Source organism: Kitasatospora sp. NPDC056138 (assembly GCF_042264695.1).
Taxonomy (GTDB): Bacteria; Actinomycetota; Actinomycetes; order Streptomycetales; family Streptomycetaceae; genus Kitasatospora.
The window spans coordinates 84,910-103,284 of the sequence record NZ_JBHJVK010000019.1 but is presented as its reverse complement, the minus strand read 5'-3'; the positions used below and the strand labels follow the sequence as shown (position 1 = coordinate 103,284).

Annotated in this window: 20 protein-coding genes and 1 pseudogene; 11 read left to right on the top strand and 10 right to left on the bottom strand. The window is 72.2% G+C overall.

The features are described from left to right. Positions 1–159 precede the first annotated feature (159 nt). From ACFC1R_RS14945 to ACFC1R_RS14935, 3 genes are all read right to left on the bottom strand, one after another. Complete coding sequence (locus ACFC1R_RS14945; protein WP_375938352.1) at positions 160–555, bottom strand: (deoxy)nucleoside triphosphate pyrophosphohydrolase; 396 nt, start codon at positions 553–555, stop codon at positions 160–162. A 10-nt stretch (positions 556–565) separates the two neighbouring features. Further along, the gene (locus ACFC1R_RS14940; RefSeq protein ID WP_375938349.1) at positions 566–718 is read right to left on the bottom strand and encodes a hypothetical protein; all 153 of its coding nucleotides are present in this window, start codon (positions 716–718) and stop codon (positions 566–568) included. A 269-nt stretch (positions 719–987) separates the two neighbouring features. Further along, positions 988–1,800, bottom strand: a complete 813-nt coding sequence (locus tag ACFC1R_RS14935) for a methyltransferase domain-containing protein (RefSeq protein WP_375938346.1) — start codon at positions 1,798–1,800, stop codon at positions 988–990. A gap of 136 nt (positions 1,801–1,936) precedes the next feature. On the opposite strand from ACFC1R_RS14935, the gene ACFC1R_RS14930 reads away from it, so the two are divergent. After that, positions 1,937–2,602 (top strand): pyridoxamine 5'-phosphate oxidase family protein, encoded by a 666-nt coding sequence (locus tag ACFC1R_RS14930; protein ID WP_375938343.1) that lies wholly within the window; start codon positions 1,937–1,939, stop codon positions 2,600–2,602. On the opposite strand, the gene ACFC1R_RS14925 is transcribed toward ACFC1R_RS14930, so the two are convergent. Further along, a complete protein-coding gene (locus ACFC1R_RS14925; RefSeq protein ID WP_375938396.1) occupies positions 2,589–3,923 on the bottom strand; it encodes a hypothetical protein in 1,335 nt (444 codons plus the stop codon). The two genes, ACFC1R_RS14930 and ACFC1R_RS14925, sit on opposite strands and share 14 nt — an antisense overlap. A 317-nt stretch (positions 3,924–4,240) precedes the next feature. On the opposite strand from ACFC1R_RS14925, the pseudogene ACFC1R_RS14920 reads away from it, so the two are divergent. The 5 genes and pseudogenes from ACFC1R_RS14920 (at position 4,241) to ACFC1R_RS14900 (ending at position 8,640) form a co-directional block, all read left to right on the top strand. Beyond that, positions 4,241–5,337 (top strand): annotated as a pseudogene (locus ACFC1R_RS14920) (dihydrofolate reductase family protein). A gap of 64 nt (positions 5,338–5,401) precedes the next feature. After that, positions 5,402–6,064 (top strand): HAD-IA family hydrolase, encoded by a 663-nt coding sequence (locus tag ACFC1R_RS14915; protein ID WP_375938341.1) that lies wholly within the window; start codon positions 5,402–5,404, stop codon positions 6,062–6,064. Between the two features lie 194 nt (positions 6,065–6,258). Next, positions 6,259–7,008 (top strand): ArsR/SmtB family transcription factor, encoded by a 750-nt coding sequence (locus ACFC1R_RS14910; protein ID WP_375938338.1) that lies wholly within the window; start codon positions 6,259–6,261, stop codon positions 7,006–7,008. 311 nt (positions 7,009–7,319) lie between these two features. Further along, on the top strand, positions 7,320–7,760 hold the full coding sequence (locus ACFC1R_RS14905; RefSeq protein WP_375938335.1) for a tyrosinase cofactor: 441 nt from the start codon (positions 7,320–7,322) through the stop codon (positions 7,758–7,760). Between the two features lie 49 nt (positions 7,761–7,809). Further along, positions 7,810–8,640: a tyrosinase family protein gene (locus ACFC1R_RS14900; protein WP_375938333.1), complete on the top strand. Its 831-nt coding sequence runs from the start codon at positions 7,810–7,812 to the stop codon at positions 8,638–8,640. Between the two features lie 454 nt (positions 8,641–9,094). Here ACFC1R_RS14900 and ACFC1R_RS14895 read toward each other — a convergent pair whose 3' ends face one another. From ACFC1R_RS14895 to ACFC1R_RS14885, 3 genes are all read right to left on the bottom strand, one after another. Then, positions 9,095–9,172 carry a hypothetical protein gene (locus tag ACFC1R_RS14895; protein ID WP_375938393.1) on the bottom strand — a complete coding sequence of 26 codons (78 nt, stop codon included), beginning with the start codon at positions 9,170–9,172 and terminating at the stop codon, positions 9,095–9,097. A gap of 124 nt (positions 9,173–9,296) precedes the next feature. Next, a complete protein-coding gene (gene ychF, locus ACFC1R_RS14890) occupies positions 9,297–10,370 on the bottom strand; it encodes a redox-regulated ATPase YchF (protein ID WP_375938330.1) in 1,074 nt (357 codons plus the stop codon). An 87-nt stretch (positions 10,371–10,457) separates the two neighbouring features. Next, the gene (locus ACFC1R_RS14885; protein WP_375938327.1) at positions 10,458–10,910 is read right to left on the bottom strand and encodes a glyoxalase; all 453 of its coding nucleotides are present in this window, start codon (positions 10,908–10,910) and stop codon (positions 10,458–10,460) included. 122 nt (positions 10,911–11,032) lie between these two features. Here ACFC1R_RS14885 and ACFC1R_RS14880 point away from each other — a divergent pair, with 122 nt between their 5' ends. Beyond that, positions 11,033–11,635 carry a DUF6542 domain-containing protein gene (locus ACFC1R_RS14880; protein WP_375938324.1) on the top strand — a complete coding sequence of 201 codons (603 nt, stop codon included), beginning with the start codon at positions 11,033–11,035 and terminating at the stop codon, positions 11,633–11,635. A gap of 63 nt (positions 11,636–11,698) precedes the next feature. Here the strand turns inward: ACFC1R_RS14880 and ppgK are convergent, their stop codons facing one another. Together ppgK and ACFC1R_RS14870 are read right to left on the bottom strand one after the other, a co-directional pair. Next, positions 11,699–12,442: a polyphosphate--glucose phosphotransferase gene (gene ppgK / locus ACFC1R_RS14875; protein ID WP_375938321.1), complete on the bottom strand. Its 744-nt coding sequence runs from the start codon at positions 12,440–12,442 to the stop codon at positions 11,699–11,701. Between the two features lie 131 nt (positions 12,443–12,573). Further along, complete coding sequence (locus tag ACFC1R_RS14870; protein WP_375938318.1) at positions 12,574–13,557, bottom strand: 4-hydroxy-3-methylbut-2-enyl diphosphate reductase; 984 nt, start codon at positions 13,555–13,557, stop codon at positions 12,574–12,576. Positions 13,558–13,754: 197 nt separating this feature from the next. Between ACFC1R_RS14870 and xseA the strand changes: the two genes are divergently transcribed. The 3 genes from xseA to ACFC1R_RS14855 all read left to right on the top strand — a co-directional run bounded on the left by xseA (position 13,755) and on the right by ACFC1R_RS14855 (position 16,170). After that, positions 13,755–14,969, top strand: a complete 1,215-nt coding sequence (gene xseA, locus ACFC1R_RS14865; protein ID WP_375938315.1) for an exodeoxyribonuclease VII large subunit — start codon at positions 13,755–13,757, stop codon at positions 14,967–14,969. A gap of 204 nt (positions 14,970–15,173) precedes the next feature. After that, on the top strand, positions 15,174–15,425 hold the full coding sequence (locus ACFC1R_RS14860; RefSeq protein WP_375938312.1) for an exodeoxyribonuclease VII small subunit: 252 nt from the start codon (positions 15,174–15,176) through the stop codon (positions 15,423–15,425). A gap of 133 nt (positions 15,426–15,558) precedes the next feature. Beyond that, a complete protein-coding gene (locus ACFC1R_RS14855; RefSeq protein WP_375938309.1) occupies positions 15,559–16,170 on the top strand; it encodes a malonic semialdehyde reductase in 612 nt (203 codons plus the stop codon). A 137-nt stretch (positions 16,171–16,307) separates the two neighbouring features. Here the strand turns inward: ACFC1R_RS14855 and ACFC1R_RS14850 are convergent, their stop codons facing one another. Next, a complete protein-coding gene (locus tag ACFC1R_RS14850; protein ID WP_375938306.1) occupies positions 16,308–16,829 on the bottom strand; it encodes a DUF4245 domain-containing protein in 522 nt (173 codons plus the stop codon). Positions 16,830–17,044: 215 nt separating this feature from the next. Between ACFC1R_RS14850 and glpX the strand changes: the two genes are divergently transcribed. Next, positions 17,045–18,082: a class II fructose-bisphosphatase gene (gene glpX, locus ACFC1R_RS14845; RefSeq protein ID WP_045301074.1), complete on the top strand. Its 1,038-nt coding sequence runs from the start codon at positions 17,045–17,047 to the stop codon at positions 18,080–18,082. Positions 18,083–18,375: the final 293 nt, after the last annotated feature.

Genomic DNA, 18,375 nt, shown 5'->3' with positions numbered 1-18,375 from the left:
ATCACCGGGGTACGGGATGGCGGGGTGTCATCTCACCTATGGTGACGAATGCTTCCGAACAGTGACATACCCGCCACCCTGCCAGCGTATCCCGGGCAGCCGGGTCGTCCCTCGGATTGGCCCGCCCGAGGGGCACACCGACTGCGGGAGACCCACCGGTCAGGACTCTGCGAGCAGCAGGGCGACGTGCGGCAGGACCTCGCGGTCGTGTTCCAGCCAGTCCACCTCGGTGAGCTCGGCCGGGCCGAGCCAGCGCAGCTCGGAGTGGTCCTCCAGCGGCTGCGGGTCGCCGGAGAGCAGTTCGGCGGCCCAGATCCGCAGCTCCAGTCCGGGCCGGATCGGCCACCGGCCCGGCAGCTGACGCAGCGCGCGGGCGCGCACGCCGAGCTCCTCGTGCAGTTCGCGCTCCAGCGCCTGTTCCTGGCTCTCCCCCGGCTCGGCCTTGCCTCCCGGGAACTCCCAGTAACCCGCCACCTCGGGCGGCGAACTGCGCCGGGCGGCCAGTACCCGGCCCTGGTGGATGAGGGCGCCGCCGACGACGATCCGGTTCTCCATGCCTCAGACCCTATGCGGGCTCGGCCTCGGTCCAGTACAGCTGCTTGTGGCCGCGCGCCTCGAACTCCGCGGCCAGTGCCTCGGCCTCGGCGCGCCCGAGGCCCCCGGCGACCTCGAAGCGGTTGCCGTTGTCGTCCTGGCGCATCACCCGGTACGTCTCCACACCGTGCACGGTAGCCGGGCCGTACCGGGCCCGGCCCGGTGGGGGACGGGCCGGGGCCTGGTACGGCCACCGACGCTACCCGGGGCCTGATTCCGGTGGATACGGGCGCGGTTAACAGCAGGTAAGACCCGGCTCCCCGCGCCGTTCGGCGGCCGGGCGCCCCCGGGGCCCGGCCCGGTCGGGCTGCGGGAGCCGCCCGGGGCCCGCACCACTCGAAAGCCGTACGGGACGGCCCGCCGCCCGGACCCGACCGGGGTACCCGGCGGCCGTCAGACCCGGGCCAGCACCTCGCCGTGCAGGACCGCGAACCAGCCGTCCGGCTCGGCGGCCCAGGAGCGCCAGCCCGCGGCGATCCGCTCCAGGTCGGCCGGCTCGGCGTACCCCCGGGTGGTGGCGCTCTCGGCGAGGGCGGAGCCGACCGTGCGGTCCGCCCACATGCCGCCCCAGAACGCGCGCTCCTCGGGCGTGGCGTACGTCCAGGTGCCCGAGGTGGCCCGGACCTGCTCCAGGCCGGCCGCGTGCGCCCAGGACAGCAGTCGCCGGCCGGCGTCCGGTTCGCCGCCGTTGGCCCGGGCGGTCCGCTGGTACAGCGCCATCCACTCGGCCAGCTCGGGCGGTTCGGGGTACCAGGTCATCGCGGCGTAGTCGGCGTCCCGGGCCGCGACCACCCCGCCGGGTGCGGCGACCCGGCGCATCTCGCGCAGCGCGGCCACCGGATCGGCGACGTGCTGCAGCACCTGGTGGGCGTGCACGACGTCGAACTCGCCGTCCCGGTAGTGCAGTCGGTGCACGTCGGCCGACTCGAACACCACATTGGACAGACCCCGCCCGGCCACGTACGCGGCGGCCTGCTCCAGCACCTCGGCGGAGGTGTCCACGGCGACCACCCGGCCGGCCGGGCCGACCAGTTCGGCCAGGTCCGCGGTGATCGTGCCGGGGCCGCAGCCGACGTCCAGCACGGCCTGCCCCGGCCGCAGTTCGGGCAGCAGGTAGGCCGCCGAGTCGGCCGCCGTACGGGACCGGTGCGAGCGCAGCACCGACTCCTGGTGCCCGTGGGTGTAGACGGTCCGATGCCCTGTCATCACGTGCCCCCCTCATGTCGACAACGCTGACGAGCGTACGTGGCCGTCTCACGAAACGAGAATATACGTCTCGGATGTCAAGACACTCGACCTTCCGACTTCACTCCTCCGGGCCGTGCTCGCCACAATCGGGGGCATGGGAAAGACCTATGAACGCATCGACGGCCGCCTGCGGACATTCATCGAGAGTCAGCCGGTCTTCTTCACCGCCACCGCCCCGCTGGCCGGCGACGGGCACGTCAACCTCTCCCCCAAGGGCCGCTCCGGGACGCTCGCCGTACTGGACGAACTGACCCTGGCCTACCTGGACTTCGGCGGCAGCCACGCCGAGACCATCGCCCACCTGCGGGAGAACGGGCGGATCACCCTGATGTGGTGCGCCTTCACCGGACCGCCCACCGTGGTACGGGTGCACGGACGGGGCGAGGCGGTCCTCCGCGGCGACCCGCGCTTCGGCGGCCTGCTGGCACGCTTCGACCCGTCCGTCGACGGGGCCGGGCTGCGCGCGATCGTGCTGGTGCGGGCCGAGCGGGTGAGCGACTCCTGCGGCTTCGCGGTCCCGTTCATGGACTACCGCGAGGAGCGCAGCCTGCACTCCGAGTTCTTCGAGCGCAAGGGCGACGAGGACTTCTCGGCGTACTGCGAGGGCAAGGAGCACGTCGCCACCAGCATCGACGGACTGCCCGGCCTCCCGCTGCCGCTCCCGCCCCGGGCCACCCGGGCGCCGTCGGCACCACCGGAGGGGCGCGGGAGCCGCACCCCTCCGGGGACTTCGTCCGAACGCCCGGTCAGCCGAGGGTGAACCAGGTGGAGCGGGACTTCTTCCACTCCGGGTGGCCGAGGTCCTTGGCCTCCGTACCGTCGCCGTAGAGGTAGGCGGAGCCGTCGTCGGTGATCAGCTGCACCCGGGCGCCCGGGGCCGTCAGGTCGGGCACGTCCACCACGGACTCCCAGCCGCCCGGGTCGCCGGTCGGCAGGTCCAGCAGCTTGACCGGGGCGTCGGCGGGACGGCCGGTCCAGCGGTAGAGCGCGTACGGGTCGGAGTTGTCGTCGGCCGCCCAGGAGCCGGCCACGATCAGGTACTGGCCGGCGGCGTTCTTGCGGATGTCCCGGACCGACAGCCCGCCCAGGTCGAGCGAGACCGGGGTGCCGAAACTCGCGTGCGCCGAACCGCCCGGCAGGCGGTCGATGTCGGTGACCGGGACAAGCAGCGCCTTGCCCCCGTTCGCGGGCGGCACCAGGGGCGCGCGGAAGCCGATGTACGCCGTGGTGGTGCTCCCCGGCGCGAACTCCAGGCCCTCGACGTTGAACCCGTCGATCTGCTTGGGCACCTGACCGGCGGCCGCCCCCGCCGCGAAGCCGTAGCGGTTGCCGTTGGCCTTGTCCCAGGCGATCAGGTCGTCCCGCAGCCCCCCGTACGAACCGCCCGGCGTGAGCTGGGTGTCGGCGCCCGAGCCGGTGACGGTGGTGGTGAACAGGGTCGAGCGGTCCGGCTTGACCTTTCCGTCCTTGTTGTTGCCGAGCGAGCCCGTCCAGTAGACGGTGTTGCCGACCCGGGCCCCGGCCTCGATGTCGATCTCGGAGGAGACCCCGATCGCGGCGGAGAAGTCCCAGGTCCGCACCGGCGCACCGGAGGCGTTGCGGTCGTACAGGCGCAGCACGTTGGACTCGTCGTCCGCGACCACGATGTAGCCGCCGCCCACGTCCACCGCGGCCGAGGCGTCGCTGGAGCCGGTGAGGTAGCGGCTGTCCGCCGCGTGCTGGACCGCGGCCGAGGCCGCGTAGTGCAGGGTCCTGGTGGCCGTCCGGCCGCCCGCGCCGGTGACCTTCACGGTGAGGTCGGTGTGGCCCTGGCCGCGTGCCGCCACCGCGAGCGTGCGCGTCGCGCCGCTGCCGGTCACGGTGACGTCGCCGGGCTCGGCGACCGAGGACCTGCTGCTCGCCGACGCGGCCACGGCGAGCGCCGAGGCGTCGGCCCCGCTCTGCGCCACCGTCACGGGGACGGTCGGGTCGCCGGTCGCGCCGACCGCCCCGGAGAGGTAGTCGGCCGAGAGCGCGATGGTGGGTGTGCCGTAGCCCGCCGCACCCGCCGAACCCGCCGACAGTGCGGGGACGGCGGCCAGGGTGAACGCGGCGGCGGTGAGCGCGAGCGAACGAGGACGGAGCACGGCGGGCCCTTCGGTGGCGGGACGTACGTGGCCGGACCAGGCTCGGTCCGCCCGGCGAACTCCGGTCGTACGCCGCCGGGCCGCCGGACGAACAACTGACGGGCGGTCAGCCGCAGGCGGGACGGGCGACGGGCGGGCGGCGCGCCTCGGGCCGTACCGTGGCACCACCCCCTTGGAACGTCCGCCGGATATCCTCCGACGCCCTCCGACATCCCGAGAGAAACGGACCACCTGTGGCCGCACGCCGCCCGTACGTCCTGCTGAGCGCCGCGATGTCCGTCGACGGCTTCCTCGACGACGCCTCGCCCGACCGACTGCTGCTCTCCAACCCGGCCGACTTCGACCGGGTCGACGAGCTGCGGGCCGACTGCGACGCCATCCTGGTCGGCGGCAACACCCTGCGCCGGGACAACCCCCGACTGCTCGTCAACTCCGAGGCCCGGCGCGCCGCCCGGACCGCCGCGGGGAAGCCCGAGTACCCGCTCAAGGTCACCCTCACCGCGAGCGGGGCACTCGGCGCCGACCGCGTCTTCTGGCACACCGGCGGCGCGAAACTCGCGTACACCACGCGGGCGGCGGCCGCCGGGCTGCGGTCGGAGCTGGCCGGGCTCGCCGAAGTCGTCGGCCTCGGCACCGAGGTGGACCTCGGCGCCGTCCTGGACGACCTGGGTGCGCGCGGCATCGGGCGGCTGATGGTCGAGGGCGGTGGCAGCGTGCACACCCAGTTCCTCGCCCAGGGGCTCGCCGACGAACTGCAGCTCGCCGTCGCCCCGTTGCTGGTCGGCCAGCCCACCGCACCCCGCTTCGCCGGCCCGGCCGACTACCCCGGTGGTCCCACCCGGCGGATGCGGCTGATCGAGGCGCGTACGGTGGGCGATGTCGTTCTGCTCCGGTACGCCCCCAAGGAGACCAGCCCGTGACCGCATCCGAGGACCTGCGCTGGCTCGGCCGCGCCGTCGAACTCTCCCGGCTCTGCCCGCCCTCCGAGACCGCCTTCTCGGTCGGCGCGGTGATCGTCGGCGCCGACGGCGAGCTCCTCAGTGAGGGCTACAGCCGCGAACTCGACGCGGTGTGCCACGCCGAGGAGGCCGCGCTCGCCAAACTGCCCGCCGAGGACCCCCGGCTGCGCACCGCGACCGTCTACAGCTCGCTGGAGCCCTGCGGACAGCGCGCCTCCCGGCCGCTCACCTGCGCCCAGCGGATCATCGCGGCCGGCATCCCCCGGGTCGTCGTCGCCTGGCGGGAGCCGGACCTCTTCGTCACCGCCTGCCAGGGGACGGCGCTGCTCACCGGGGCGGGGGTGACGGTCGAGGAGCTGCCCGAACTGGCCGAGGACGCCCGCGCGGTCAACGCCCACCTGCTCGACTGAGGCCACCGCCCGCCTTTTTGTATCCTCGGGGAACAAAACTGTCGCGCGCCACCGAGGAGGCCGCATGTCCACCACGCCCGCCACGCTGACCGCCAGGGCCCTGCTGCTCGACATGGACGGCACCCTGGTCGACTCCGAGGCGGTGGTGGACCGCTGCTGGCGCCGCTGGGCAGCGGCCAACGGGCTCGACGGGGACGAGGTGATGCGGATCGCCCACGGCCGTCAGGGGCACCTCACCATGGCCGTCCTGCTCCCGGAGCGGCCGATGGCGGAGAACCTCGCGGACAACCGCCGGATGCTCGCCGAGGAGACCGCCGACACCGAGGGCATCGTCCAGATCCCCGGCGCCGCCGACCTCCTCGGCTCGCTCGCCGGGCTCCCGCACGCCCTGGTGACCTCGGCGGACGACACCCTCGCCCGCACCCGGATGAGCGCCGCCGGGCTTCCCCTGCCGCCGGTCCTGGTCACCGCCGAACTGGTCGGCGCCGGCAAGCCCGACCCGGAGGGCTTCCGCAAGGGCGCCGCCGAGCTCGGCTTCGACCCCGGATCCTGCATCGCCTTCGAGGACTCCGAGGCCGGGATCCAGGCCGCACACGCCGCCGGGATGCCCGTCGTCGGCGTCGGGCCGCGTGCGGCCGCCCACCGGCCGACCGTGCACGTGGACACCCTGGAGCAGATCCGGGTCGTCGCAGCGGACGACGGGACCCTGACCGTCCTGGTCGGCTGACCGCCCGCACTTCGGGGCGCGGGAGCCGCGCGACCGGGTGTCCCGGAACACCGGACACCCGGCGCGACGTGGCGGTGTCCGGCGACCGGGGGACGGGGGACGGGGACCGGGGGCCGATGGGGTGGCCGTCGGGACGGCGACCCCACCGGCACACTTCGCTGCGCACCGAAGCTTCGCGGGTGCACCCTGGGGGCGTGACGGAGAACGCACGGAGAAGCGCGGGGGCGGCCGACGAGGTGCGGGCCGAGGGCCGGGCGGTGGCCGCCCTGGCCGGGCTGCTGGCCGATGCCACCAGGGCCGCGTTCTGCCTGGCCCTGCTGGACGGCCGGGCCTGGACGGCCAACGAGCTCGCCCGCCATGCCGGGGTGGCCGCCTCCACCGCGACCGCCCATCTCAACACCCTGACCGAGGGCGGCCTGCTCACCCAGGAGCGCCAGGGCCGCCACCGCTACGTCCGACTGGCCGGGCCGCAGGCCGCCGAGCTGGTCGAGCACCTCGCCGCACTGGCGCCCCGGCAGCACACCCCGGCACCCCGCACGCTCTCCGCCGCCACCCGGCGCGGCGCCATGGCCCGGGCCCGGACCTGCTACGACCACCTCGCCGGACTGCTCGGGGTCACCATCACCGAGGCCATGGCCGAACGGGGCCTGCTGGACTGGGAGCGCGGGCCCGCCCTCACCCCGGCGGGCGTCGACTGGCTGGACGCGCTCGGCATCACGCTGCCCGCGGGGTCCGGACGGCCCGCCGTCCGCCCCTGCCTGGACTTCACCGAACGCCGTCCGCACCTCGCCGGGACGGTCGGCGCCGCGATCTGCCGGCACGCCTTCGAGGCCGGCTGGATCGTGCGCATAGGCACCACCCGCGCCGTCAGCCTCACCCCCGAGGGCCGGCAAGCCCTTTCCGGTCAGCTCGACCTACGGCATCACGCCATCCTGGCGTCGTAAGGCCGGTCACATGACGCGCGTAGTTGATGAACTATTTCCTGTCGAATGGCAGATTCTGTAAAGAATCTTTACCAAAACTCACCCAAGGGCGTCACGTTCAGAAAAGTCCTTGACTGGTACAGGATGCAACTTTCAGCGCGGCATGTCCGGAAATGTGGACAACCGTTCGACCCCCGCCGATCGGCCGTTCCGGCGCTCCGCCTCTGCCTGTAAGCATGAGCCTGCGGATCGACCTTGGAATGTGCCTTCGACCCACCCGTCAGGCCGGCGATCCGCCAGTCAGGCACTCAACCCAGGGGGGTTACTCAGCCATGTCCGAAAACAGCGCCACACCCACGAACGGCACCACGCCCGAGGGACACAAGTCGTCCGACCTCACCCGCCGCCGGATGCTGCAGGGTGCGGGTGTCGCGCTCGCCGCGGCCGCCGGCACCGCCGTGATCGGCTTCACCGGGCCCACCGGGCAGTCCGCCGTGGCCTCCGACCCGGGCGCCGGCGACGAGTTCGACGAGGTGTACCAGGGCCGCCGGATCCAGGGCCGGCTGCTCTCGGCCGCCCACAGCGGCGGCCACAGCAGCCACAGCGGCGGCTACCAGGTCCTGATCGACGGCAAGGAACTGCACGTCATGCAGAACGGCGACGGCACCTGGATCAGCGTCGTGAACCACTACCAGACCCACGCCACCCCGCGTTCACTCGCCCGCGCCGCCGTGGTCGACCTCCAGGGTGCCGAGCTGCTCCCGCTCACCTGAGCGGTGACGCCGCCAACTCCCTGACAGCACACACCCCGGAGGAACTTTCATGGCAGTCCGCAAGAACCAGGCGACCCTGACGGCCAAGGAGAAGCGCGACTTCGTCGACGCCGTCCTGGAGCTCAAGCGCCTTGGGCGCTACGACAACTACGTCAGCATCCACGACACCTTCATCACCAGCGACCGCGACAACAGCGAGCGGGTCGGCCACCGCTCGCCGTCCTTCCTGCCCTGGCACCGCAGGTTCCTGCTCCAGTTCGAGCAGGACCTGCAGAGCATCAACCCGGCCGTCACCCTGCCCTACTGGGACTGGACGGCCGACCGCACGGCCACCTCCTCGATCTGGGGCCCGGACTTCATGGGCGGCAACGGCCGCAGCAGCGACGGCCAGGTCACCACCGGCCCGTTCGCCTACAACACCGGCAAGTGGACCCTCGCGATCCGCCCGGACAGCCGCAACTACCTGCGCCGCAGCCTCGGCAGCGCCGTCGCCGCCCTGCCCACCAAGGCCGAGGCGGAGTCGGTGCTCGCCATCTCCACCTACGACATGGCTCCGTGGAACAGCACCTCCGAGGGCGGCTTCCGCAACCACCTCGAGGGCTGGCGCGGCGTCAACCTGCACAACCGGGTGCACGTCTGGATCGGCGGCCACATGGCCACCGGCATGTCCCCCAACGACCCGGCCTTCTGGCTGCACCACTGCTTCATCGACAAGCTGTGGGCCGAGTGGCAGTCCCGCCACCGCGACCAGAGCTACCTGCCGACCGGCAAGACCGCCGACGTCGTCGACCTCAACGAGACCATGCGGCCGTGGAACAACGTCACCCCCGCGGACATGCTCGACCACACCAAGCTCTACACCTACGACACCGGCTTCTGATCACCCCCGGGACGCCGCACCCCCCGGGGGGTGGAACCCGGCGAGGAACGGCCTGAGGCGCAGTGCCCCACGTCTGGGAGTGGTCGGGGCACTGGGCGCCGCGCCCCAGGGTTCCGCGCTCGGCGGCACTCCGGAGCGAGCGAGGCCGGACCCCCGGTCAAGTGCCTGCTGGATTGCAGAGCTTCAGTCATCCGACGCCACGACCGGCGGACGAGCCAGGGCCGACCCACGCGCCACCACCCGCTTCAGCTCCGTCCAGGCGCGCCGAGCACCGCCGGGAGCACGGGGGCCTGATCCTTACGGGATCGGGCCCCCTTTTCCGCGCCCGCGAGCGCGGCGGGATCAGACGTCGAAGCGGAACTTCCACCACACTGCCGTGACCTGTGGAAACACCCACTCCAGCGGCCGAAGTCAGCACAGAACCGGCACGGTGACGCGAACTCGCAACCGGCGATCAGCAGTGGTGGCGGGCCGCCCGGATGATGATCTCCCGGTCCGTGACCAGATGGACGAGGCGGTGCTCGTCATCGATCCGACGGCCTGGAATCTCAGCAGCACGTCAGCACGGGAAAGAGACCGGGGCTTGCCCCAAGAGAGGCAAGCCCCGTCCGACCTGCGAACTTGACAGGTGGCGTCAACTCAGAGCTGCGATCCGATCACACGTTGAAGCGGAACTCCACCACGTCGCCGTCCTGCATGACGTACTCCTTGCCCTCGATGCGGGCCTTGCCCTTGGCGCGGGCCTCGGCGATGGAGCCGGTCTCGACCAGGTCGGCGAAGGAGATGACCTCGGCCTTGATGAAGCCCTTCTGGAAGTCGGTGTGGATCACACCTGCCGCCTCGGGGGCCGTGGCGCCCTTCTTGATGGTCCAGGCGCGGGTCTCCTTGGGGCCTGCCGTGAGGTAGGTCTGCAGGCCCAGGGTGTCGAAGCCGACCCGGCCGAGGGTGGCGAGGCCGGGCTCCTCCTGGCCCATGGACTGGAGGAGTTCGAGCGCCTCGTCGTCGTCCAGCTCGATCAGCTCGGACTCGATCTTGGCGTTCAGGAAGATCGCCTCGGCGGGGGCGACCAGGGCGCGCTGGGCGTCCTTGAACTCCTCGTCGCCCAGCTCGTCCTCGTCCACGTTGAAGACGTACAGGAACGGCTTGGCGGTCAGCAGGTGCAGCTCGCGGACCAGGGTGGTGTCGAACCCGGCCTCGAACAGGGTCTTGCCGCTCTCCAGGATGGCCTGCGCGGCCTCGGCCGCGGCCAGCGTGGCCGCGGTGTCCTTCTTCAGCCGGGCCTCCTTCTGGAGCCGCGGCAGGGCCTTCTCGATGCTCTGCAGGTCGGCGAGGATCAGCTCGGTGTTGATCGTCTCGATGTCGTCCTTGGGCGAGACCTTGCCGTCCACGTGGACCACGTCCGGGTCGCTGAAGGCCCGGATGACCTGGCAGATCGCATCCGACTCGCGGATGTTGGCGAGGAACTTGTTGCCCAGGCCCTCACCCTCGCTGGCGCCGCGCACGATGCCCGCGATGTCGACGAAGTCCACGGTGGCCGGGAGGATCCGCTGCGAACCGAAGATCTCGGCCAGCTTGGCCAGTCGGGCGTCCGGGACGCCGACGACGCCCACGTTGGGCTCGATGGTGGCGAACGGGTAGTTGGCCGCCAGCACGTCGTTCTTGGTCAGGGCGTTGAAAAGAGTCGACTTGCCGACGTTGGGCAGGCCGACGATTCCGATCGTGAGCGACATGAAGCGCAGTCCCGTGGGCTTGGAGGAGTGGAGTGGCACCGTAGGGCCGATCTCCCAGTCTAAGGGCCCGGCGAACGGGGGTCGGGCTCAGACCTCGGCCGAGGGCTCCAGGAACTCCAACCGGTTGCCCAGCCCGTCGGCGGAGTGAAAACGCCGGTAGCCGGGGAAGTTGCCGTCCCAGAGCACCGGATGGCCGTGCGCCTCCAACCGGGCGGCCAGCTCGTCGAGCGAACGGACCAGGATGCCGGGGTGGGCCTTGGGCGACGGCAGGAACTCGGCCACCACGCCGAGGTGCACCTCGAGACCGCCGCCGCGGAACCAGCAGCCGCCACGCGCCGCCAGCACCTGGGGCTTCTCCACCTCGGTCATCCCGAGCACCCCGCCCCAGAACTCCCGGCAGACGTCCTCGGCGCCCGCCGGGATGTCCAGCTGGACGTGGTGCAGGCGCTCGAACGAGAAGGCCTGGTCAGCGGCCGGAACAACAGTCGGAACGGCTGTCGGGTCAGCGGCCGGAACAACAGTCGGGTCGAGGGCTGACATGGTTTCTCCCCCTGGGTCACATCCGAAGGACCGGCCCGACAGTACTCCCGGCCCGGGACACGGGCGAGGGCCAAACACGAGCATTACACAGTGTGGCGTTGATCGGACCGTACGTTGGTTGGGTGGAGCAGAGCATCCGTACCCAGCCGCCCGGGCCCAGACGACGACCGCCAGCCGGTCCCGCCGCCGAGGCCGCCGTACCGGGGCCCGCCGCGCCCCCCGAGTCCCGGCTCCGCCAGCCGAGGCTGCGTTCGGCCTCCGGAGTCCGCCCGGCCCCGCCGAAGCCACGGCTTCGGCTGCCGCTCCAGCTCGGCGCCCGGGAGCATCCGCGCAGCGGGCGACCGGCCCGGCTCACGGCCGTCGGCACCGGCGTCCTGGCGCTGGCCGGGACGGTGCTGCTGGCGGCGGTGGACCGGCTGCTCTTCGACGGGCTCGGAATCCTGTTCGGCGTCGGCTACCTGCTGGTCTGCTTCCAACTGGCCGTCCGGGTACGGTTCGCCGACCTGGCCGCCGCACCGATCAGCGGGCCGATCGCCTTCGCTGCCGCCCTGATCGCCTTCGGCCCGGTCGCCTCGCCCGGGGTGACCGGACAGGTGGTGGCGCTGGCGAGCGGTCTCGCGATGCGGGCGGAGTGGCTCTTCGGCGGAACCGGCCTGGCGGCCGTCATCGTGGCGGCACGGTTCGTGGCGCAGCGCCGCCTGCGGCGGAGCCGGACGGGCGGCTGAGTCCCTCCGGTCCGGGGCGGCCGGGCGCTGAAGGCTGCTTGGTCGAGCAGAGGTGCTCGGGATTCAGGCGGCTCCGGCGGCGGCCATGGCGGCGCCGACGATGCCGGCGTCATTGAGCAGCCGGGCCGGTACGACGCGCGCTTCGCGCTGCTTCAGCAGGGGCAGGAACTTGTCGTGCTTCCGGCTGACGCCGCCGCCGATCACGATCAGGCGCGGGGAGAAGAGCCGATCGACCAGGTCGAGGTACTCGTCCACCCGGACCGCCCAGTCGGGCCAGCTGAGCTCGTGGCGTTCCTTGGCCGCCGAGGAGGCCCGGCGTTCGGCGTCCTTGCCGCGCAGTTCCAGGTGGCCGAGCTCGGTGTTGGGCACCAGGGTGCCGTCCACGAAGAGGCCGCTGCCGATGCCGGTGCCGAAGGTGAGGACGAGCACCACCCCGTCCTGGTCGCGTCCGGCTCCGTAGGTGACCTCGGCGAGACCTGCCGCGTCGGCGTCGTTGAGCACGGTGCTGGGCAGGTCGAGGGCCTGGCGGAAGAGGCTCTCGGCGTCCAGTCCGATCCAGCCCTGGGCGACGTTGGCGGCGGTGCGGGTGTGGCCGTCGACCACCACTCCCGGGAAGGTGAGGCCGACCGGGCCCTGGTGCCCGAAGTGGTGGACCACCTCGCAGACCGCGCTGACCACGGCCTCCGGCGAGGCGGGGTGAGGGGTGAGGACCTTGTACCGCTCCTCGGTGAGCTCGCCGCTCTCCAGGTCGACGGGCGCGCCCTTGATGCCCGAGCCGCCGATGTCCACGCCGAATACCGCCGTCATGGCCACTGCCCTCCGTCATCCACAGCCTGTGCACAAACGTACGGGCCCGCGACGGCGCCCGCCTGCCGATACCCCTGCCCGGACACGACGACGCCCGGGAGCCCCCTGGGTCCCGGGCGTCGTCGGAGTGCTCAGAGCTTGCCGGCCGCCTCGGCACGCAGGTCGCGGCGGAGCTCCTTGGGGAGCGAGAAGATCAGGTGCTCCTCGGCGGTCTTGACGATCTCCACGTCGGCGTAGCCGCGCTCGGCGAGGAACGCCAGGACGCCCTCGACCAGGATCTCGGGCACCGAGGCGCCGCTGGTCAGGCCGACCGTGGTGACGCCCTCCAGCCAGGCCTCGTCGATCTCGTCGGCGAAGTCGACCAGGTGTGCCGCCTTGGCGCCGTACTCCAGGCCGACCTCGACCAGGCGGACGGAGTTGGAGGAGTTCTTGGAGCCGACCACGATCAGCAGGTCGGTCTCGGGGGCCAGCTGCTTGACCGCGACCTGGCGGTTCTGGGTGGCGTAGCAGATGTCGTCGCTGGGCGGGCTGACCAGCAGCGGGAAGCGCTTCTTCAGCTCACCGACGGTGGCCATCGTCTCGTCCACCGAAAGGGTGGTCTGGGACAGCCAGACGACCTTGCTCTCGTCGCGGACCTGCACGTTGGCCACGTCCTCGGCGCCGTCCACCAGGTGGATCCGGTCCGGGGCCTCGCCCATCGTGCCGACGACCTCCTCATGGCCCTCGTGGCCCACCAGCAGGATGTCGTAGTCCTCGTCCGCGAACCGGACGGCCTCCTTGTGGACCTTGGTCACCAGGGGGCAGGTGGCGTCGACGGTGGCGAGCTTGCCGGCCTTCGCCTCGTCGTGCACCGCCGGGGCCACGCCGTGCGCCGAGAAGACCACGATCGAACCCTCGGGCACCTCCTCCGTCTCGTCGACGAAGATCGCCCCCTGCTTCTCCAGGGTCTGCACCACGTACTTGTTGTGCACGATCTGCTTGCGGACGTAGATCGGCGCCCCGTACTGCTCAAGGGCCTTCTCCACGGCGATCACGGCGCGGTCGACACCCGCGCAGTAGCCCCGGGGGGCGGCGAGCAGGACGCGGCGCTGGGCAGTGTTGGACATGGCACCCATGGTACGGGCCTGCCCTCCCCCGTCCGGACCGCAACAGCGGTCCCCGGCCGCGTGCGCGGCCTCCGCCGCCCCTCGGGCGGGCGGTGCTCCAATGAGGCGCACCGCCCAGGTGGCGGGCGGTCTCTGGCCGGTGGCGGGCCTGCTGCTGCTCGCCGCGCAGGGCACGGCTGTCGGCCGCCGGGGATAGCCTCGTACGCATGGCCAACACCAGTTCACCCGAGGCGCCCATCCCGGTCGGCAAGGTCTCCGCGCTGATCGGGGGCTGGATCGACCGGCTCGGCGAGGTCTGGGTGGAGGGCCAGATCACCCAGCTCAGCCGGCGGCCCGGGGCCGGGGTGGTGTTCCTGACCCTGCGTGACCCGGAGCGGGACGTCTCACTGACCGTCACCTGCTTCCGGGCGGTCTTCGACCGGGTCGCCGAGGACGTCCAGGAGGGCTCGCGGGTCGTCCTGCACGCCAAGCCCGAGTGGTACGCGGCGCGTGGCACGCTCTCGCTGCGGGCCTCCGAGATCCGGCTGGTGGGGCTGGGCGAACTGCTCGCCAGGCTGGAGCACCTCAAGCGGCGACTGGCCGGCGAGGGGCTGTTCGCCACCGAGCGGAAGAAGCCGCTGCCGTTCCTGCCGCACTGCATCGGCCTGGTGACCGGGCGCGGTTCGGCGGCGGAGCGGGACGTCCTGGAGAACGCGCGGCGCCGCTGGCCCGCCGTCCGCTTCGAGGTGCGGAACGTGCCGGTGCAGGGGGCCAGCGCGGTGGCCCAGGTATCGGCGGCGGTAAGGGAGTTGGACAAACACCCCGAGGTGGACGTGATCATCGTCGCCCGGGGCGGCGGCAGCGTCGAGGACCTGCTGCCCTTCTCCGACGAGGAGTTGGTGCGCACCGTAGCCGCCGCCCGGACGCCGGTGGTCAGCGCGATCGGGCACGAGCCGGACCAGCCGCTCCTCGACTGGGTCGCCGACCTGCGGGCCTCCACACCGACGGACGCCGCCAAGCGGGTCGTACCGGACGTCGGGGAGGAGCTGGCCAAGGTGAACCAGCTGCGGGACCGGGCTCGGCGGCACATCGTCGGACGGGTCGAGCGGGAGCTGGCCGGACTGGCGAGCGTGCGCAGCCGTCCGGTGCTCGCCGCGCCGCACCGGCTGGTGGACGGGCCCGGCGACGAGGTGGCCACACTACTCGGACGGGCCCGGCGCTGTCTGGGGCACCGGCTGGACGCGGCGGAGTCCGACCTCGGGCACACCCTGGCGCGGGTCGTGGCGCTCTCGCCGCTGGCCACGCTGGAGCGGGGCTACGCCGTGCTCCAGCGGGCGGACGGGCACGTCGTCACCGATCCGGCCCAGGTCACCGCCGGGGAGCAGCTGCACGCCAGGGTCGCCGAGGGCGGCTTCGACGTCACGGTGGGGGAGACCGTCTAGCGGGTCAGAGGTTCGGCCTGCTGGGGGTCTTCGGGGCCTTCGGGGCCTTCGAGCCGTTGGGTCGGTCGGCCCGGGTGCGGAGCCGTTCGGTTCCGCCGGTTCGCCGGTCGGCCGTTCGGCTGTTCGGTTCCGGGCGGGGAGCGGCCGGTCCGGGCGTGGGGCGCGCCCGGCGGATTGTCGGCGGCAGCCCCTACGCTGGGCGGCATGGCAGATCAGCAGGTGGCAGCCCAGGCGAACGGCGATGAGGGCCTGGGCTACGAGCAGGCCAGGGACGCACTGCTGGAGGTGGTGCGGCAGCTGGAGGCGGGCGGTGTCCCGCTGGAGGAGTCGCTGGCGCTGTGGGAGCGCGGCGAGCAGCTGGCGAAGGTCTGCCAGCGCTGGCTGGACGGCGCCCGGGCGCGGCTCGACGCGGCCCTGGCGGCCGAGGAGGGGGACACCGACAGCTCGGGGGCGTGAACCCGGCTCGGACGGGACGTGAGCCACATCACCATCACCTTGCGGAATAGTTTAAGTTTCACATACCGTTGGACCAGCCGAGCGGCGATGCTGCCGCCCCGACGCTTTCGTTTCCAGCAAAAGGTGTAGAAGCATGACTACCGCAGCCAACGACGCCCTGGTTCTCGACGCCGCCGCCCAGGACCTCCTCTTCCGCGAGGCCCGCACCGCGAACACGTTCACCGACGAGCCGGTCACCGACGAGCAGGTCCAGGCCATCTACGACCTGGTCAAGTTCGGCCCGACCGCGTTCAACCAGCAGCCGCTGCGCATCGTCCTGGTCCGCACCCCCGAGGGCCGCGAGCGCCTGGTGCAGCACATGGCCGAGGGCAACCAGCCGAAGACCTCCGCCGCCCCGCTGGTCGCGATCCTGGCGCAGGACAACGAGTTCCACGAGGAGCTGCCGGCCCTGCTGCCGCACTTCCCGCAGGCCAAGGACCTCTTCTTCTCCGAGCGCTCGGTCCGCGAGTCCTCCGCCACCCTGAACGGCGCCCTGCAGGCCGCGTACTTCATCATCGGCGTCCGCGCCGCCGGCCTGGCCGCCGGCCCGATGACCGGCTACAACGCCGACGCCCTGAACAAGGAGTTCTTCCCCGAGGGCGACCACTCGGTGCTGGCCGTCGTCAACATCGGCAAGCCCGGCGAGAACGCCTGGTTCCCGCGCAGCCCGCGCCTCGCCTACGACGAGGTCGTCACCACCGTCTGACGCGCGGCACCGCAGGACGCGCAAGGCCCCCGGCTCTCGGAGCCGGGGGCCTTGCTGCTGTCGTTCCTGCGGTCGACCTTGTTGTCGACTGTCGTCCCCGCTGTCGCCAGGGGCTGCTTCAGCTCTGCTGCCAGGGGCTACTTCAGCGCTTGGGCGAGCTCGGAGAGTTCCTGGTACGAGGCGCTGCCGGTGACCACCGTGGTGGCGCTGCCGGTCTGCACGGTCAGGCCGCGGTACCGGCTGCCCTGGTAGCGCTCCCACTCCTTGCCGTCGACCGAGGCGTTGCCGTCGGGCTGCCCGCCGGACACGGCGTCCGCGATGACCTGGTCCCGGTTGCCGTTGCTCTGCTCGATCGCCGCGTAGTCGCCGGACGGAGTCACGAAACCGAGGTGCCAGGTGGCGGCGCCCTTGGCGTCCTGCTTGTACTCCACCGAGGTGGCCCGCCACTTGTCGGAGAGCCCCTCCGGCCCCAGCAGCGGGTACGGAGCGGCACGCTTCGCCGAGGCGAGCGAGGAGCGGTAGTCCACGACGTGCACGCCGTCCCCACCGTCGTGCGGGAGGAACGCGTACCCCACCGCGACCACGACACCGATCGCCGCCATGGACAGGACCATGTCCCGTACCGTCTGCCGGCCCCTCATGCTGCTGTTGCCTGCCACCCCCTCATAGTGACCCATCGGCACCGGGCCGCCTGCAACCGGGGTCCGCGCCGAGGGCAGAAACGCCGCAAAACGTCCCAGAGTCGCAGGTAGCGGCGAGGTGCGCCACAGACAGTCATCTCGTAGCCAGATACGATCGCAGCACCCTCATCACGGCGTTCGACCAGGCAGTAGTCGGGCGCTCGCTGGCCGTCGCGTACAGAGAGGTAACGACGATGACCACCCACCCGCACAACCTCCCTCGATCCCTTGAGGTTGCACCCGAGGCTCCGGACCGGAACCTCGCGCTCGAACTCGTCCGTGTGACCGAGGCCGCCGCCATGGCAGCCGGTCGCTGGGTCGGGCGCGGCGACAAGAACGGCGCCGACGGCGCGGCTGTGAAGGCCATGCGCGCCCTCGTCTCCACCGTCTCGATGAACGGCGTGGTCGTCATCGGCGAGGGGGAGAAGGACGAAGCCCCCATGCTCTACAACGGCGAGCGGGTCGGCGACGGCACCGGCGCCGAGTGCGACGTCGCCGTCGACCCGGTGGACGGCACCACGCTGACCGCCAAGGGCATGAACAACGCCGTGGCCGTGCTGGCCGTGGCCGACCGCGGCACCATGTTCGACCCCAGCGCCGTGTTCTACATGGACAAGCTGGTGGCCGGCCCCGAGGCCGCCGACTTCGTCGACATCACCGCCCCCGCGGCCGTCAACATCCGCCGGGTCGCCAAGGCCAAGGGCAGCGCCGTCGAGGACGTCACCGTGGTCGTCCTGGACCGTCCCCGCCACGAGGGCCTGGTCCAGGAGATCCGCGAGGCCGGCGCCCGGATCAAGTTCATCTCGGACGGCGACGTGGCCGGCGCCATCATGGCCGCCCGGGAGGGCACCGGCATCGACCTGCTGATGGGCGTCGGCGGCACCCCCGAGGGCATCATCGCGGCCTGCGCGATGAAGTGCATGGGCGGCGTCATCCAGGGCCGGCTGTGGCCGAAGGACGAGGCCGAGCGGCAGAAGGCCCTCGACGCCGGTCACGACCTCGACCGCGTCCTCAGCACCGACGACCTGGTCAGCGGCGAGAACGTCTTCTTCGTCGCCACCGGCATCACCGACGGCGAGCTGCTGCGCGGTGTCCACTACCGCCAGGAGACCGCCACCACCAGCTCCCTGGTGATGCGCTCCAAGAGCGGCACGATCCGCCAGATCGACTCGGTCCACAAGCTCTCGAAGCTGCGGGCCTACAGCGCGATCGACTTCGACCGCGCCAACTGACGGCAGGCGCCGACGTCCGCCGGCGAATGTCGGCGGACGTCAGCGGACCGCAGCGGGTGTCGGCGGATCGCAGTGGACCGCAGAACGGCCGGGGGGCGCGGGGGGGGGGACCCCGGCCCCCGCCCCGGGAACCCCCCAAACAGCGGGGGGGGCCCCCCCCGGGGGGCGCCCCCCCCCGCCCCGCGCGGCGGCGTCCACGCTCGCCACCACCTCCCCGATCACCCCGGGTCACGGGCGCACGGACAGGTCTTTACGACCCTGGGGTCCGGCCGGGGCCATCAGCGGGCTGTGGA

What these genes read in the sequence shown, in the direction of transcription:
- ACFC1R_RS14930 (WP_375938343.1), top strand. Translation starts at nt 1,937, where the DNA reads ATGGGAAAGACCTATGAACGCATCGACGGCCGCCTGCGGACATTCATC.
- ACFC1R_RS14900 (WP_375938333.1), top strand. Translation starts at nt 7,810, where the DNA reads ATGGCAGTCCGCAAGAACCAGGCGACCCTGACGGCCAAGGAGAAGCGC.
- ychF (WP_375938330.1), bottom strand. Translation starts at nt 10,370, where the DNA reads ATGTCGCTCACGATCGGAATCGTCGGCCTGCCCAACGTCGGCAAGTCG.
- ACFC1R_RS14885 (WP_375938327.1), bottom strand. Translation starts at nt 10,910, where the DNA reads ATGTCAGCCCTCGACCCGACTGTTGTTCCGGCCGCTGACCCGACAGCC.
- glpX (WP_045301074.1), top strand. Translation starts at nt 17,045, where the DNA reads ATGACCACCCACCCGCACAACCTCCCTCGATCCCTTGAGGTTGCACCC.
- ACFC1R_RS14905 (WP_375938335.1), top strand. Translation starts at nt 7,320, where the DNA reads ATGTCCGAAAACAGCGCCACACCCACGAACGGCACCACGCCCGAGGGA.
- ACFC1R_RS14945 (WP_375938352.1), bottom strand. Translation starts at nt 555, where the DNA reads ATGGAGAACCGGATCGTCGTCGGCGGCGCCCTCATCCACCAGGGCCGG.
- ACFC1R_RS14870 (WP_375938318.1), bottom strand. Translation starts at nt 13,557, where the DNA reads ATGGGTGCCATGTCCAACACTGCCCAGCGCCGCGTCCTGCTCGCCGCC.
- ppgK (WP_375938321.1), bottom strand. Translation starts at nt 12,442, where the DNA reads ATGACGGCGGTATTCGGCGTGGACATCGGCGGCTCGGGCATCAAGGGC.
- ACFC1R_RS14855 (WP_375938309.1), top strand. Translation starts at nt 15,559, where the DNA reads ATGACTACCGCAGCCAACGACGCCCTGGTTCTCGACGCCGCCGCCCAG.
- ACFC1R_RS14935 (WP_375938346.1), bottom strand. Translation starts at nt 1,800, where the DNA reads ATGACAGGGCATCGGACCGTCTACACCCACGGGCACCAGGAGTCGGTG.
- ACFC1R_RS14915 (WP_375938341.1), top strand. Translation starts at nt 5,402, where the DNA reads ATGTCCACCACGCCCGCCACGCTGACCGCCAGGGCCCTGCTGCTCGAC.
- ACFC1R_RS14860 (WP_375938312.1), top strand. Translation starts at nt 15,174, where the DNA reads ATGGCAGATCAGCAGGTGGCAGCCCAGGCGAACGGCGATGAGGGCCTG.
- xseA (WP_375938315.1), top strand. Translation starts at nt 13,755, where the DNA reads ATGGCCAACACCAGTTCACCCGAGGCGCCCATCCCGGTCGGCAAGGTC.